The 13,571-nt window shown below is 35.6% G+C and carries 16 protein-coding genes, 2 tRNA genes and 1 pseudogene; 1 reads left to right on the top strand and 18 read right to left on the bottom strand.

Annotated elements, in window-relative coordinates:
- Positions 1-171: 171 nt before the first annotated feature.
- From Q5O73_RS03525 to Q5O73_RS03475, 11 genes are all read right to left on the bottom strand, one after another.
- Entirely contained in the window at positions 172-384 is a 213-nt protein-coding gene (locus Q5O73_RS03525) for a hypothetical protein (protein ID WP_118589252.1), read from the bottom strand.
- A 78-nt stretch (positions 385-462) separates the two neighbouring features.
- Complete coding sequence (locus tag Q5O73_RS03520; protein WP_279287336.1) at positions 463-585, bottom strand: hypothetical protein; 123 nt, start codon at positions 583-585, stop codon at positions 463-465.
- A gap of 130 nt (positions 586-715) precedes the next feature.
- Entirely contained in the window at positions 716-2,104 is a 1,389-nt protein-coding gene (locus tag Q5O73_RS03515) for a uracil-xanthine permease family protein (RefSeq protein WP_302669045.1), read from the bottom strand.
- A 40-nt stretch (positions 2,105-2,144) separates the two neighbouring features.
- The gene (locus Q5O73_RS03510) at positions 2,145-2,636 is read right to left on the bottom strand and encodes a tRNA (cytidine(34)-2'-O)-methyltransferase (protein WP_021952193.1); all 492 of its coding nucleotides are present in this window, start codon (positions 2,634-2,636) and stop codon (positions 2,145-2,147) included.
- A gap of 49 nt (positions 2,637-2,685) precedes the next feature.
- A complete protein-coding gene (locus tag Q5O73_RS03505; protein ID WP_186839890.1) occupies positions 2,686-3,852 on the bottom strand; it encodes an aminotransferase class I/II-fold pyridoxal phosphate-dependent enzyme in 1,167 nt (388 codons plus the stop codon).
- Complete coding sequence (locus tag Q5O73_RS03500) at positions 3,852-4,334, bottom strand: Lrp/AsnC family transcriptional regulator (RefSeq protein ID WP_021952191.1); 483 nt, start codon at positions 4,332-4,334, stop codon at positions 3,852-3,854. Before Q5O73_RS03500 ends, Q5O73_RS03505 begins: the two co-directional genes overlap by 1 nt.
- Positions 4,335-4,375: 41 nt before the next feature.
- On the bottom strand, positions 4,376-5,344 hold the full coding sequence (locus Q5O73_RS03495; protein WP_302628693.1) for an AIR synthase-related protein: 969 nt from the start codon (positions 5,342-5,344) through the stop codon (positions 4,376-4,378).
- 12 nt (positions 5,345-5,356) lie between these two features.
- On the bottom strand, positions 5,357-6,808 hold the full coding sequence (locus Q5O73_RS03490) for a VanW family protein (RefSeq protein ID WP_021952189.1): 1,452 nt from the start codon (positions 6,806-6,808) through the stop codon (positions 5,357-5,359).
- Between the two features lie 249 nt (positions 6,809-7,057).
- Complete coding sequence (locus Q5O73_RS03485) at positions 7,058-7,771, bottom strand: PolC-type DNA polymerase III (protein ID WP_021952187.1); 714 nt, start codon at positions 7,769-7,771, stop codon at positions 7,058-7,060.
- Positions 7,772-7,781: 10 nt separating this feature from the next.
- Positions 7,782-9,536, bottom strand: a complete 1,755-nt coding sequence (locus Q5O73_RS03480; protein WP_302669044.1) for a B12-binding domain-containing radical SAM protein — start codon at positions 9,534-9,536, stop codon at positions 7,782-7,784.
- A 47-nt stretch (positions 9,537-9,583) separates the two neighbouring features.
- A tRNA-Gly gene (locus tag Q5O73_RS03475) sits at positions 9,584-9,654 on the bottom strand.
- Here Q5O73_RS03475 and Q5O73_RS10635 point away from each other — a divergent pair.
- A pseudogene (locus tag Q5O73_RS10635) lies at positions 9,618-9,662 on the top strand (hypothetical protein); the annotation flags it as partial. The gene Q5O73_RS03475 and the pseudogene Q5O73_RS10635 sit on opposite strands and share 37 nt — an antisense overlap.
- On the opposite strand, the gene Q5O73_RS03470 reads toward Q5O73_RS10635, so the two are convergent.
- From Q5O73_RS03470 to Q5O73_RS03440, 7 genes are all read right to left on the bottom strand, one after another.
- A tRNA-Phe gene (locus Q5O73_RS03470) sits at positions 9,663-9,735 on the bottom strand.
- 53 nt (positions 9,736-9,788) lie between these two features.
- Positions 9,789-10,385, bottom strand: coding sequence for a CDP-alcohol phosphatidyltransferase family protein (locus Q5O73_RS03465; protein WP_021952185.1), 597 nt, complete (start codon positions 10,383-10,385; stop codon positions 9,789-9,791).
- Positions 10,386-10,468: 83 nt separating this feature from the next.
- Positions 10,469-10,630, bottom strand: a complete 162-nt coding sequence (locus Q5O73_RS03460) for a hypothetical protein (protein ID WP_021952184.1) — start codon at positions 10,628-10,630, stop codon at positions 10,469-10,471.
- Positions 10,590-11,762: a D-alanyl-lipoteichoic acid biosynthesis protein DltD gene (gene dltD, locus Q5O73_RS03455; RefSeq protein ID WP_302669043.1), complete on the bottom strand. Its 1,173-nt coding sequence runs from the start codon at positions 11,760-11,762 to the stop codon at positions 10,590-10,592. The genes Q5O73_RS03460 and dltD overlap by 41 nt, the downstream gene beginning before the upstream one ends.
- A 15-nt stretch (positions 11,763-11,777) precedes the next feature.
- On the bottom strand, positions 11,778-12,008 hold the full coding sequence (dltC, locus tag Q5O73_RS03450; protein ID WP_021952182.1) for a D-alanine--poly(phosphoribitol) ligase subunit DltC: 231 nt from the start codon (positions 12,006-12,008) through the stop codon (positions 11,778-11,780).
- Positions 12,009-12,048: 40 nt separating this feature from the next.
- Entirely contained in the window at positions 12,049-13,194 is a 1,146-nt protein-coding gene (gene dltB, locus Q5O73_RS03445) for a D-alanyl-lipoteichoic acid biosynthesis protein DltB (protein WP_302669042.1), read from the bottom strand.
- Positions 13,194-13,448 (bottom strand): hypothetical protein, encoded by a 255-nt coding sequence (locus Q5O73_RS03440; RefSeq protein ID WP_368076739.1) that lies wholly within the window; start codon positions 13,446-13,448, stop codon positions 13,194-13,196. Before Q5O73_RS03440 ends, dltB begins: the two co-directional genes overlap by 1 nt.
- Positions 13,449-13,571: the final 123 nt, after the last annotated feature.

The following is a 13,571-nucleotide window of genomic DNA, read 5'->3' as shown; positions in this document are numbered from 1 at the left end:
GCTATACACTTCCCACTATCTGGGCGTGTTCGGGACTTTCACCCGTTAGAGCGCGCCCATGGCGCGCAAACTACAAAAAGGCAACTGCCATTGCTGACAGATGCCTTTTTTACTGTTGCACAGTCGAAGTATTTCACATAGCTTTCATCAGTATTATTTCTGTATTAAGAGCTATTCCATAAACTTCATTGTTGCAATCGTTATAACTGTAATTCCAACTCCTACAAATAGTATTATTCCTAAAATCATTATTGTCGATAAAGGCTTAAATTTATTTTCTGACATAATACCTTTTTTCTTTAGAAAAAATATTATGCAGATAATCATGCATATTAAAAATATATACTTACCATATACACCGTACTTATTGATTATTTCTATCATGATTTTCCTCCTCATATTTATTGCTTACTTACAGTAAATATGCCAACCCATATTAAATTGATTATAATACCTCTAGAACTATTTTACACCAATTCGCGTAGTAATCAATCCAAAGTACCCGGCTCCGACCACCGTGAGTCCGCTTATGGATGCTGACACTGTAGCTACTCCATTACGCTTGTTACTATATTTCTTTACCATTATAAATTCAATAGATTTTACATAAACGTCGAAAAAATTCAACTTATTCCGTATTTTTTTTACGGAATAAGTTGAATTCTATTTTTCGTTATTAAATATTGTCCCTACAAGGGTTGTTAAACATTTATATTTATTGTATTCCTTTAACCTCATCTTTGTCAGGGAACATTGCATTTAATATAATTCCAACTAAAGCTGCAATAGCAAGACCTGAAAGGCTGATTGTAACACTTCCTACATTTAATGCTACTGCTCCGTCAATGCCGCTTAATACATCGGCACCCATTCCTGAGCTGAACTTAATACCAAGGGCACATACAACTATAACAGCTGCAACAATTACATTTCTGCTCTTCTTAAAGTCAACCTGAGCTTCAACCATGTTTCTAACACCGATTGCTGAAATCATTCCATAAAGCATAAATGAAATACCACCAACGATTCCTGCCGGCATAGCTGAAATAATAGCTGCGAATTTAGGTGAGAATGAGAAAAGAATTGCAAGATATGCTGCTATTCTTACCACTCTTGGATCATATACTCTTGAAAGAGCAAGAACACCCGTGTTTTCACCATATGTTGTATTAGCAGGTCCACCAAATAATGCTGATAATGATGTAGCAAGTCCATCACCCATTAATGTTCTGTGCAATCCCGGTTCATTAATGAAGTCCTCTTCACATGTAGCTCCAATTGCACATATATCACCAATATGTTCCATCATTGTAGCAATGGCAATAGGCATCATTGTAGTAATTGCAAAAATAATTGCTGCTGTGTTTCCAAAATCAACTCCACCGAAAACTGTCTGTTTTACATGAATTGGCCATCCAAACCATGCTGCATCGGCAATTGCCTTTGTATCCACCGGTGAAATCCAGCTTAGTCCTGCTGCATTACCAAGGATAAGTGCAATAATGTATGAACCTACAACACCTAACAATATAGGAACAATCTTTGCCATTCCCTTTCCCCAGATATTGAAGAAAATAACAATTACAAGGGCAATTATGGCAAGTGGCCAGCATGTTGCGCAATTGTTTAACGCTGATGGTGCAAGACATAATCCGATAGCAATAATAATTGGTCCTGTTACTACCGGTGGGAAGAATTTCATTACTCGTTTTACGCCTACTAACTTAATGACAAGAGCCAGTACCAGATACAATAATCCGGCAAATACAACACCGAGACATGCATATGGAAGCATCTCTGCAGGAGTATCAACTCCATAGGCTTTATTTGCACCTGTTACAGCTGAATAACCACCTAAAAATGCAAAGGATGAACCAAGGAATGCCGGTACCTTAAGTTTTGTAAATACGTGGAACAATAAAGTTCCAAGTCCTGCCATAAGCAATGTTGTCTGCATGTTAAGTCCTGTAAGGATAGGAACTAAAACAGTAGCTCCAAACATGGCAAACATATGCTGGAAACCTAAAAGTAACATTCTTCCGTTTCCAAGTTTCTTGGCATCATACACCGGTTCAACACCGATGTTTGTTTTTTCGTTTGACATCGTCAAATCCTCCCTCTTTTCTTTTGATATATATGGTAAACTACATCCACTTTAGTCTATGTAGCTCTCCCTCCATCTGCATACCTGCAAAATCGTTTTGTCTCAGTGCCTCATACAGCACAATCGACACTGAATTTGCAAGATTAAGAGAACGTATATCCGGATTCATAGGTATCCTTATACATCCCTCTTTATTATCTACTAATATTTCTTCAGGTATACCTGCGCTTTCCTTCCCAAACATTATAAAATCATCCGTCCCAAACTCCACGTCCGTATAACGCTTTGGTGCTTTAGTTGTAGCATACCACATTTTTGCATTAGGATTTTGTTCCAGAAAATCATTATAGCTGTCATATATTGTAACATCTAAATTTTCCCAGTAATCCATTCCTGCACGTTTAAGTGACTTTTCGTTTATGCGGAATCCCATTGGTTCTATAAGATGCAGTTTTGTACCTGTAGCACAACATGTTCTTCCTATATTTCCCGTATTCTGTGGAATTTCTGGTTCTAACAAAACAACATTCATTATTTTAGCCTCTTTTCCTTATTAATCTTTAACAATTATGTCTGTATGTTTATTCAGCTGAAATTCTTATTACAAATTTTTCCAATCTGCCTAGTGCTTCCTTTAAATCTTCCAAGGAATATGCATAGGAGATTCTTAAAAAGCCCTCACCACAGTCTCCGAAAGCAATTCCCGGAACTACAGCCACCTTTTCTTCCTTAAGAAGTCTTGTAGCAAATTCATCGGAAGTCATCCCGAATTTCTTTATGCTTGGGAATGCATAAAATGCCCCAAAAGGCTCAAAACAGTCAAGCCCCATTTCTTTAAATCTATGTAGCACAAATCTTCTTCTCTGGTTGTAGGACTCGCACATACGCTTTACGTCCTCGTCACCATTTTTCATTGCTTCAATTGCCGCATACTGACTGGTAGTAGGTGCAGACATAATGGCAAACTGATGAATTTTTATCATTTGCTTCATAATTACTGCAGGCGCTGCAGCATATCCTAATCTCCAGCCTGTCATGGCATAAGCCTTTGAAAAGCCATTAATCAGCACCGTTCTTTCCCTCATTCCCGGTATACACGCTATGGAAACATGTTCACCGTTATATGTAAGTTCTGAATATATTTCATCTGAAAGCACAAAAATATCTTTATCAATACATACCTCTGCAATTTCCTCTAAGTCTTTCCTGTCTAACGTTGCACCTGTAGGATTATTTGGGAAAGGTAAAACAAGTAGCTTAGTTTTATCCGTGATTTTTTCTAAAATCTCATCCTTAGTAAGCTTAAAATTATTTTCTTCTTTTAATTCAATAGGTACCGGCTTTCCATATGCCAATTGAACACATGGAATATATGAAACAAAACTTGGCTGTGGCACAAGGACCTCATCACCGGGATCTATCATTGCCCTTATAGCCAAATCTATTGCCTCGCTTCCACCTACAGTTACTATGATTTCATCATTAAAATGATACTCAAGTCCTAATCTTCTTTGCAGATAATTACAAATCTCTACACGAAGTTCCTTAAGTCCCGCATTAGATGTGTAAAATGTACGTCCCTTTTCAAGACTGTATATTCCCTCTTCTCTTATATGCCACGGTGTATCAAAATCCGGTTCTCCAACTCCTAAGGATATGGCATCCTTCATTTCGCTGACAACATCAAAAAACTTTCTAATACCTGATGGCTTAATCTCTTTTACTGTATTTGACAACGGATCTCTCATTACGGTGTCACCAACATCCTTTCATCTTTTTCTTTTTCATTTAAAACCATTCCATAATCCTTATATTTTTTAAGGACAAAATGTGTTGCCGTATTAAGAATGGCATCAAGGGTTGAAAGTTTGCTGGACACAAACTGTGCAATTTCCTTCATGGTCTTTTCTTCTACTATAACAGTAAAGTCAAATCCCCCTGACATAAGGTAAACTGCCTTTACCTCATCATATTTGTAGATTCTCTCTGCTGTTTCATCAAATCCGCTGCCTCTTTGTGGCGTAGCCTTTACTTCAATAAGGGCAGTAACTCTTTCATCACTGGTTTTTTCCCAGTCAATTAAAGTGTAATAACCGCAAATAACTTTTTCCTTTTCCATATCTGCAATTTCATTTGCCACTTCTCCTTCGCTGACACCTAACAAAATTGCAATTTCATGAATATCAATTTTACTGTTTTTTTCTATTAATCTTAATATTTCTTCCCTCATATATTCTCCTCTCCATAAATCATATATTTTTATAAATTAATTTACAGATACTTATAAATTTCATCACCACGTGATGGTTCTAAATATCTTCGCTCTTCTTTATTTATTACAACCCTGTCTTTTCCGTCTGTTAACTGTCCAATAATTTCGGCAGTTATTCCATTGGCATTAAGTTCCTGCACAATGTTTTCACCTTCATTGCATACTATAAGAAGTGCTCCTGTTCCGTCTAACATATATGGGTTATATCCGAAAAGTTCCGCCACCTCAATTGTCTCCTGCATAACAGGTATTTTTTTAATATAAGCCTCAATGCCAATATCTGCTGAAGATGCTAATTCCCATAATGCCGAAAAAACTCCCCCATCCGAAACCGCATGCAAAGTTATTGTATCATTTTTCGGAATGATTTTCATTACTTTTTCAATATCTGTATATTTTTTTAATTCAACACACCTTTGCACAAAGCCCGGATTGAATTTTTTAAGAAGTTCATCCTTTTTAAGTGAGGATATAACTGCTGTTCCTCCCACTGCTATGGTTCCTGCCATAACTACCTGCATTCCCGGTTTTACCAGTCTTCTATCCATCAGTTTAATATCATTATTTCTGTTTCCCAAAACTGTTATGTGAGCTACAACATCATCCACTACACCTTTATACACTCTACAGTATGCAATATTTATATTCTTAGCCTTAGATGCATCATCAAAATTTTTAATGATTTTTCCTAACTTTTTTTCCTCATATTCCAAAGGAATATTAATCTCTAACTGTAAATATTCAGGATGTCCACCTTTTTCGTATAACATATTTACGGTCTTTTGAAGATAATATTCCTCGCAGCCTGAAAACCACTTCAATATACAATTAGAAGACACCACGACCGTAGTGTCTTCTAATAATAATTCTGCGGCATCAACTCCTAAAGCTGTTCCCTCCAAATCAGATGACAGTTTCTTCTTCACTGAACGTTTATACGTTATTTCAGAAACTTTTCCCATTTGCATAATTTACCGCCTTTATTCATCACTTTTCTTTGTTTTCGTCTTTTTTTTGTCTGTTGACTTTTTTGTCTCCGGTTCATCCGACGCCTTTGAGTCGCCACCCTTAGTACCAATTATGGTAACTGAAGGAGACATGGCATATGTACTAGTGTGAAGTAATTCCTTGCTTACTTCCTTTCCGTTTTCATATGTTATTTTCCAAAGCTTTGCGACATATCCTGTATGTCCTGACTTGGTTTCAGTATATCCTACAGGCTGTGTCGGATCCTTTCTTTCCTCTGTCTTAATCGGTGTAGTGCTAACTAATTCACTTTCGTATTTAACCGAATGACTTGCCTTCCTTGTGTCATGTCCGTAAATATTAAAGGTTATGGAACCACTTGAACTGTATACACCCTGAATATATATAGGTGCGTCAGTATCATTTTCAAACACCAAATCCTTGTAGTCTCCGGCCAAAGCCGCATCTGCTGCCAAATCAACATATGAAACTGCCATTGAATGGGAGAAACGCTTAGTTACCTTTATTTCCGCCCTAAGTAATGCATTATATAATGTACTTGATACCTGACAGATTCCACCTCCAAGGCTGTCTGCGACGCCACCGTCTACATATGTCCCTGCCGGATACCATCCGTTATCCTCAGTCCATGGAACAAGGTGCTCATTACATGAAAAGCTTTCTCCCGGATATAAAACATTCCCGTTTAACTTTTCAGCACCGTTTTTAATGTTCATGTTTCTGTTGTCATAGGAAGCGCCGGTTGTAAAATATGTAGTCCAACTGCCCATTGGTTCGTTAGAAACCTTCTTGCAATCCTCTGTTGTATACTCCGGTTTTGAAACCTGTATTACAGTATCGAACGTAATGTCAGACTTTTTATCCCATTTTTTCATTACAAAATCATAAAGATTATTTGTTGACTTATCATAGTCAACTACACATCCTTCCTTTTCAGGAATAATCTTAAAGCCATGACCTGTAGCCTCTAAGGATGCATTTTTCGCCTTTATGTTATATGGGTCACACTCTGTTTTCAACTTCTTTTTAAGACTTTCTTTCTTAAAGTCCATATTAAGAGTGTACTTCATTCCCTCGTTCTTTAAATCAAGTTCGTCCTTATATCTCTTTATAACGTTTCCGGACTTACCTAATCCTGCTGCTTCATCAAGAACCTCACTATTAGACCACTTATATCCTAACTCCTTAAGAGTTGTTTCAATTATGTTCTTGTTTACGTTAAGAGTTACCTTAACATCTGAGAGTTCCTTAACTCTATCCTGAATTTTCTTTTTGGCTTCCTTATATGTTAATTTTCCAACATTAACATCGCCAATGAAGATACCTTCTTTTATAACTTCGTCATCTTTAGCTTCCGTGCTTTGTGAAGCAGCAAATATCTGCACCGAACCTGTTAATAACACTAAAGTTATCAGCAATAAACTTAATTGCTTAATCCACTTCATTTTTCCCTCCGAAATGTTTTCCATTAATACCTGCCTTCTGCTACATACTAGAAACTTAAAACTGTTGTTACTATCATAGCTGCCACTAAAAGAACTGCAATTGTGCCAGCTATTATTCTCTGATTTCTTTTGTTATTAAAAAATCCCATCTTAATTTCTCCTTTTAGATTTCACCGCAAAACTTACTATTATTCTATAGATTCACCTACCCGTACAATTAATGAGTATATCACAAGTGATTATTTTCTCCTAGTATAAAATTTTGCCTTTTTCCGATATAATTTTGTCTATTTTTTTAGATGCTTCACTCTTTGTAAGACTATCAATATTAAAATCCGGCTGTATGTTATGATATTTCATTAAATCCGTAAGATATTTCTTTTGTTTGTCCGTTATAGGCTGTATTTTTTTTACCTTAAACTTGAAATCAAAAGGTTCAAACATCTCCGGATATTTTTCCCCATACTGCTCCATAAGTATTTCAAACAGTTTTGCCGTCACCTCTGCATCATTAAAGGCACGATGATGATTTTCATCCTTTATGCCATAATATGTACAAAGATAATCAAGAGCCCTGCTTTCTAAATCCGGTAAAACCTTTCTGGCAATTTTCAGCGTATCCATTCCCTTTTTATCAAAATCCAGTTTAAGGTCAATGGCACCCTGTTTTAAAAAGCTGTAATCAAATCTTACATTATGTCCTAACAAAATGTCGTCCCCGGCAAAATCAATAAATTCAGGAAGTATTTCCTCTATTCCTCTTTTGCCATACACCATATCATTGGTTATTCCCGTCAGGTCAGTAATATATCCCGGCACCGGAATTTCAGGGTTAATAAGCTCCGAAAAAACATCAATTTTTTTGCCGTTTCTCACTTTGACGGCACCTATTTCCAAAATTTTTGAATATCCTACGTTAGTTCCGGTAGTTTCTATATCCACACATACATAATCTCTTATCATCAGTTCATCCTTATAAATCAATTATTTGCAGTTTTGCCTCTTTACTTAATGCATTTCTGTTTTCATAATCAAACAGCACATATATATTTTTCCCACATAGGCTAAATACTTCCATGTGGGTCATTCTCTCTAGCTGCCTGCTGTCATAATCTTCGTATCCGGGAAGCTTCTCCCTTGCCATTTCAGACTTATAAAAGTCCTTTATAATATTTTTATGTTTTGAATTATCCTGAGAAAACGGCGGTCTGTTTTTTGCATTTTCCCTTAAATAAAAATCCAGGGTTAAAAGCTGGGAAAATGACAGTTCATCTGTCCACATACCCAATTTTTTACCGGTATTTTTACGGTATTTGTTAATAAATTCAAGAAGTATTTCGTATCTGGCAACTCTTGAATGCTTCTCACCATTACTGCTTTTTTCATTATAAAACATTCCCAGTTCAAAAAACATATCAAAGGCACTTTCAAAACAGCTTTCCAAGTATTTAATGGTATTTGAAAACTGAAAACTGTTGTAGTATATTTCCACAACACTTTCCACTGCCTTTAATTTTAAAATCTCATCAAATCCAATCCATTTAGTTTTTAGAACCTCATAAGGTGGTTTGTCACTGTAAACAATCCCAAACTCTGATGCCCTCATCTCCATTTCCGAGCCGTGAAGAACCTTAAGGAAACCTAACTGTAGTTGGTCGGGCTTCATGGCATAAACTTCATTAAAAGAATGCTTAAAAGATTCATAATCTTCATAAGGAAGTCCTGCTATTAAATCAAGATGTTGATGTATATTACCATAGGACTTTATCTTTTTTGTAACATCCGCAATTTTTTGTATTGCTGTTTTTCTGTTTATTGCGGACAATGTGTCTAAATTAACTGACTGTACTCCGATTTCTAACTGAATAAGTCCCTGACGCATAGTTGAAATAAGTTCTATTTCCTCTTTTGTCATAATGTCCGCTGCAATTTCAAAATGAAAATTGGTAATGCCGTTGTCATTTTCCTTAATAAATTTCCATATTTCCATGGCATGACTATGATTACAGTTAAAAGTCCTGTCAACAAATTTAACTTGCTTTGTATTATTATCTATAAAAAACTTAAGTTCCTTTTTTACAATGTCAATGTCCCTGAATCTTAATTTCTTCTCAACTGAGGACAAACAATAACTACAGGAAAACGGGCATCCCCTGCTGGTTTCATAATAAATTATTTTATTTTCAAACTCCTTCATATCATTATATGTAAAAGGAATAGAGGACATGTCAATAAGTGGCATAGGAGAATTAATTATAATGTTTCCATCCTGTCTGTACGCCAGACCTTTTATATCGGAGAGGCTCTCTTCTAAGGAATTACGGCTATATGCCTCTATTACCTCCTTAAATATTTTCTCTCCCTCGCCATACATTACATAATCAATACTTCCATTATCTCTAAGTACCTGTTCCATATTGTAGGAAACTTCCGGTCCTCCTACCCATATTTTCACATTAGGGCAGATTTTCTTAAAATCCTTTATAACATCTTTAATTAAAACTATGTTCCATATATAACACGAAAAACCTATGGCATCAGGTTTTCTCATATATATGTCTCTTATTATTTCTTCTTTGTATTGGTTTATGGTATACTCTGCGATTTCGATTTCTACATTGTCTCTACCCCGGGATAATCCATAATTTTCACCGTAGGTTTTAAGACTGTATACTGCAAGATTTGAATGTATATATTTGGCATTAACTGCCACTAATAAATATTTCATAGCCGGCTCCTAGCGTTAATAAAGGTTTTATTTTTGGGTACAAAAAAAGCGGGTGATGGGAATCGAACCCACATATCCAGCTTGGAAGGCTGGTGTTCTACCACTGAACTACACCCGCATATTCACTGCCTGGTTCCGGAATCGAACCAGAGACACGAGGATTTTCAGTCCTCTGCTCTACCAACTGAGCTAACCAGGCTTGTGATACCTCGCATCACGCAAAAATAATCCTACACTAAAACTTCATGTTTGTCAAGAAAAAGTTTCCATATTTCCGTTAGTTTCCACATGGAAGCTTTTGAAAATCCTATGATAATAAAAAATATAATTAACTAATGTAAATACCATTATAACCATATTTACAAAAACCAATATATTTACAAAAGTAAGTTTGAGATTTGGAAACAGCAATAATGTTATAAGTATTACATATGTTCCGAAAGTACAAACCTTACCATACCACATAGCTCCCTCTATTTTGTTACCTTTTTTAATGGATACAATACCGGCAACTGCCATAAAGCCTTCTTTTATAATATATAAAACAACCATAGCCACAACTATTTTATATTTAAAAGAAAGACTTAAAATAATAGCACCTAAGGTGATTTTATCGGCAATGGGGTCAAGCATTTTGCCCCAATCCGTAACCATATTAAATCTTCTTGCTATTTTCCCGTCAAAAAAATCTGTAATTCCTGACAGCACGATAGTAAGAATAACCGGTATATATGGGCCTCCTGATAGAGAATTATAAAATAAAACCATATATACCGCCACTAATACAATTCTAAAATATCCCATTATATTAGGTATTGAAAAATATTCATGCCAAAAATTCTTTCCCATTTTACTCACCTCACAGGAGATAGTATACACCAAATTTTACTATTTTAAAACCTGAAGGCAAATATACTTACGGCATTTAGCAATTAAAACTCTTCATATATAAATGCCGGTGCTGATGAATCCTGAGATAAAATAAAATATCCCCAGATTATCATAAATATAGCATAGAAAAATATTATCTTTCCCACAAACATTGCCTTGTCATTATTTTTTATCCTGCTTATAAAAGTTGTAAATCTGCTCATTAAAATATACCAGTCCTTTCAATGCCAGATGACTATCATCCTCGAACATATAATCATCATATTCCATAGATGTTAAATCAGCTAATTTCACATTATTATTTTTTGCAAAATTCCGTACTGCACCATAAAGTTCATCTCTCTTTGCCTTAGGGAAATTAGTGTAATCTGCCCACTTGGCATTAAGGGGCTGCATAACCATCATTACATCTATATTTTCCTGTCTGCAAATATCTATAAAACATTTAAGATCGTCAAATTCCATGGAATCTGACGTATACTGCAGGTCTTTAAATGCTTTCTTTTTTACCTTCTCTTTGTAATTTTTATTGTAAATCCTGTCACTCATTCCAAAACGGTTATGACCTGATTTCTTCTCACCACGCTTTACCGCCTTTTTGTATAATTTATTCCAATGGGTTATCCGGTCTTTTCCACCCTCATTGGTGTCATTGCTGTACCCCTTTACAAGAGATGCAATGTATAGCTTTGTATCTGCCTTGTAATTAGCCAGTGCACTGTGAACATTTTTTCTTACTGTATCAATAACATTTCCGTTATTATCCCTGTACCATTTTATGTCCTGCCTAATGTTTTTCCACATTGTAGGATTTTCGTCTGTCAGTTCCTTTATTCTCTTAATGACGTAGTCCTTTGTTTCGTCACTAATTTCTTTATTTTTAAGAAATGCTATCATATTGGTTTCTGAATACATTGAGCCAAAGGCATCCTTTCTGAAACCATATGACTTAAACCATTGAGGTGATACACTTATTACCACCTTTTTCCCTTTAAGTTCCTGACCTATGGAGCCTAGAATTATGGCATGTCCTAAGCTTTGAAAACCGCCCTTTCCAATAAACACCGGCTTTATGTCACTGTTTTTATAAATGCTGTCGGCATGGAAGCCTGAGCGTTGACAGTGTTTTAATTCCGACGAACCAAAAACAGCAAAAACATTATCGTTATCTACTAATTTTTTCATTCCGTCATTGCACCCGAATTTTGTGGCGCTAATCCATGTCCCATATCTTATGTTGTAGGCAGGTATGCCGTTTTTTGTGGCAATTCCTACCCCGGTTATGGTAACTAAAAACATAATAAATGCAATTCCCATTGCCTTAATGTTTTTCATTGTAATCTACCTCTGTTATTTCTTTTCTTCTACTAAAGCAATAATTTTGTTTGCTGTATTTACCTGACTTCTTACTACCTCTGATGGAGATATTACTACCCCAAGTTCATCTTCAATCATAGCTAACAACTCAGCAAATGCTAATGAATCCATAAGTTCTTCCTCAAATAAATCCATATCTAAATCTTCTCTTACTACATCATCGTCACATACTTCTTCTAATAAATCTAAAACTTTCTCTTTCATTTCACATGTCCTTTCTAACTCTAAAACTTTTTATTTATATTTATATAAGATGTCCTGAGAATATCAGGAATCCAAACATCACAAGATTAATTGTTACTGTCCATGACAGAACATAATACCATTTTTTCTTTTTATTTCTCTTATAGAATTTTGATTTCTTCTGATAAATTTCCGTCAGTGCCAAAAGTATTCCATGGTACAAACCATATACTATGTAACACAGGCTAAGTCCGTGCCACACACCCATAACAAACATATTTATGATGAAGCCCACTGAGGCTGTTGTCAGTCTGGTTTTAAAACGCTTTTTCTTTGTGGATGAAATAATAAATCTGGTAAATATAAAATCCCTGAACCACTCTGACAAAGATATATGCCACCTTGCCCAGAAATCCTTCATATCCTTACTTATAAAAGGCTTGTTAAAGTTGTCCGGCACCTTAACTCCCAGCATATATCCGCATCCCACTGCCATAAGGCTGTAGCCTGCGAAATCAAAAAACATATATATTCCATAGGTGTATGCATAAGCAATTTCATTTAATACCGTAGGCTCTACCACCTGCATCATAACCTTGTAAGCCAGGTCTGCCAACACAAATTTATATACAATACCTACAAAGAATTTTTCCAATCCTTTTCCAAATAATTCAAGATATTCACTTCTCTTATAGGCTTTCTGTATATCTCCCTCAAATCTTCTGCTTCGGTCAATGGGGCCACAGCTGAATGTTGGGAAGAAAATCAGAAATGCCGTAAAATCTGAAACAGAAATGTGCTCTATAACTCCGTCATACATTTCTATTATGATTTGAACCACTCTGAAAGTTAAATATGATATTCCAATAAACTGAAACCACCCAAGACCTTTAAAGGCATCCAGTTCATTTAGTTTACATAACGCAAGGGGTACAATTGTCAGAAAAACAAACAATCTGTATATCCACAGCACCCTGCCTTTTTTCCTTATTTGCTCATAAATCTTAACTAATGCAAGTTCTATAAGGAAATAAATTACAAAATAAATTATTGCTGCCGGTGTATCTATAAGCACCAGTGTTATAAACAGGACAGAAACTGCTATATCGTACCACTTAAGTGTTTTTTCACAAAGTCCGATTATAAGGGCAATTACCAAAGCCGGTATTAACATTGTGAAAAAAAATTCTCCTGAAAAAAAGCTCATTACAAAAGACCTCCAAGATATTTTCTGTCAGCCTTACCATTAATGTTCATTGGTATTTCTTCAACATATTTAACCTTCTTAGGTATCATATACACAGGAAGGATTTCCTTTAACTGCTTTTTAACCTCTCTTCCAAACTCACTTGGAGTTTTTCCGTCAAGATTTCCTGTAACAAAAGCTGTAAGGCTTCTTACTTTTTCTTCTTTCATATTAGGTAACACCACTGCATGGCTTATTTGAGGAAGTCTTAACATATTGTTTTCAATATCTTCCACTTCAATTCTATATCCGTTTAATTTTACCTGAAGATCAATTCTTCCATTGTAATAAAGCTGTCCGCCAATCTTGTATCCTGCATCTCCCGTATGGTATCCACG

Origin of the sequence: Eubacterium sp. AF15-50, from assembly GCF_934835595.1 — a bacterium.
Classification (GTDB): Bacteria; Bacillota; Clostridia; order Lachnospirales; family Lachnospiraceae; genus Eubacterium_G; species Eubacterium_G segne.
This window is presented reverse-complemented; position numbering and strand designations above follow the sequence as displayed.

Excerpts from the sequence above, each read along its gene's own strand:
- Q5O73_RS03525 (WP_118589252.1), bottom strand. The coding sequence starts at position 384 with ATGATAGAAATAATCAATAAGTACGGTGTATATGGTAAGTATATATTT.
- Q5O73_RS03505 (WP_186839890.1), bottom strand. The coding sequence starts at position 3,852 with ATGAGAGATCCGTTGTCAAATACAGTAAAAGAGATTAAGCCATCAGGT.
- Q5O73_RS03440 (WP_368076739.1), bottom strand. The coding sequence starts at position 13,448 with ATGTTAAGACTTCCTCAAATAAGCCATGCAGTGGTGTTACCTAATATG.
- dltB (WP_302669042.1), bottom strand. The coding sequence starts at position 13,194 with ATGAGCTTTTTTTCAGGAGAATTTTTTTTCACAATGTTAATACCGGCT.
- Q5O73_RS03490 (WP_021952189.1), bottom strand. The coding sequence starts at position 6,808 with ATGAAGTGGATTAAGCAATTAAGTTTATTGCTGATAACTTTAGTGTTA.
- Q5O73_RS03510 (WP_021952193.1), bottom strand. The coding sequence starts at position 2,636 with ATGAATGTTGTTTTGTTAGAACCAGAAATTCCACAGAATACGGGAAAT.
- Q5O73_RS03515 (WP_302669045.1), bottom strand. The coding sequence starts at position 2,104 with ATGTCAAACGAAAAAACAAACATCGGTGTTGAACCGGTGTATGATGCC.
- Q5O73_RS03465 (WP_021952185.1), bottom strand. The coding sequence starts at position 10,385 with ATGGGAAAGAATTTTTGGCATGAATATTTTTCAATACCTAATATAATG.
- Q5O73_RS03485 (WP_021952187.1), bottom strand. The coding sequence starts at position 7,771 with ATGATAAGAGATTATGTATGTGTGGATATAGAAACTACCGGAACTAAC.
- dltD (WP_302669043.1), bottom strand. The coding sequence starts at position 11,762 with ATGAAAAACATTAAGGCAATGGGAATTGCATTTATTATGTTTTTAGTT.
- Q5O73_RS03500 (WP_021952191.1), bottom strand. The coding sequence starts at position 4,334 with ATGAGGGAAGAAATATTAAGATTAATAGAAAAAAACAGTAAAATTGAT.
- Q5O73_RS03480 (WP_302669044.1), bottom strand. The coding sequence starts at position 9,536 with ATGAAATATTTATTAGTGGCAGTTAATGCCAAATATATACATTCAAAT.
- Q5O73_RS03460 (WP_021952184.1), bottom strand. The coding sequence starts at position 10,630 with ATGAGCAGATTTACAACTTTTATAAGCAGGATAAAAAATAATGACAAG.
- dltC (WP_021952182.1), bottom strand. The coding sequence starts at position 12,008 with ATGAAAGAGAAAGTTTTAGATTTATTAGAAGAAGTATGTGACGATGAT.
- Q5O73_RS03520 (WP_279287336.1), bottom strand. The coding sequence starts at position 585 with ATGGTAAAGAAATATAGTAACAAGCGTAATGGAGTAGCTACAGTGTCA.
- Q5O73_RS03495 (WP_302628693.1), bottom strand. The coding sequence starts at position 5,344 with ATGCAAATGGGAAAAGTTTCTGAAATAACGTATAAACGTTCAGTGAAG.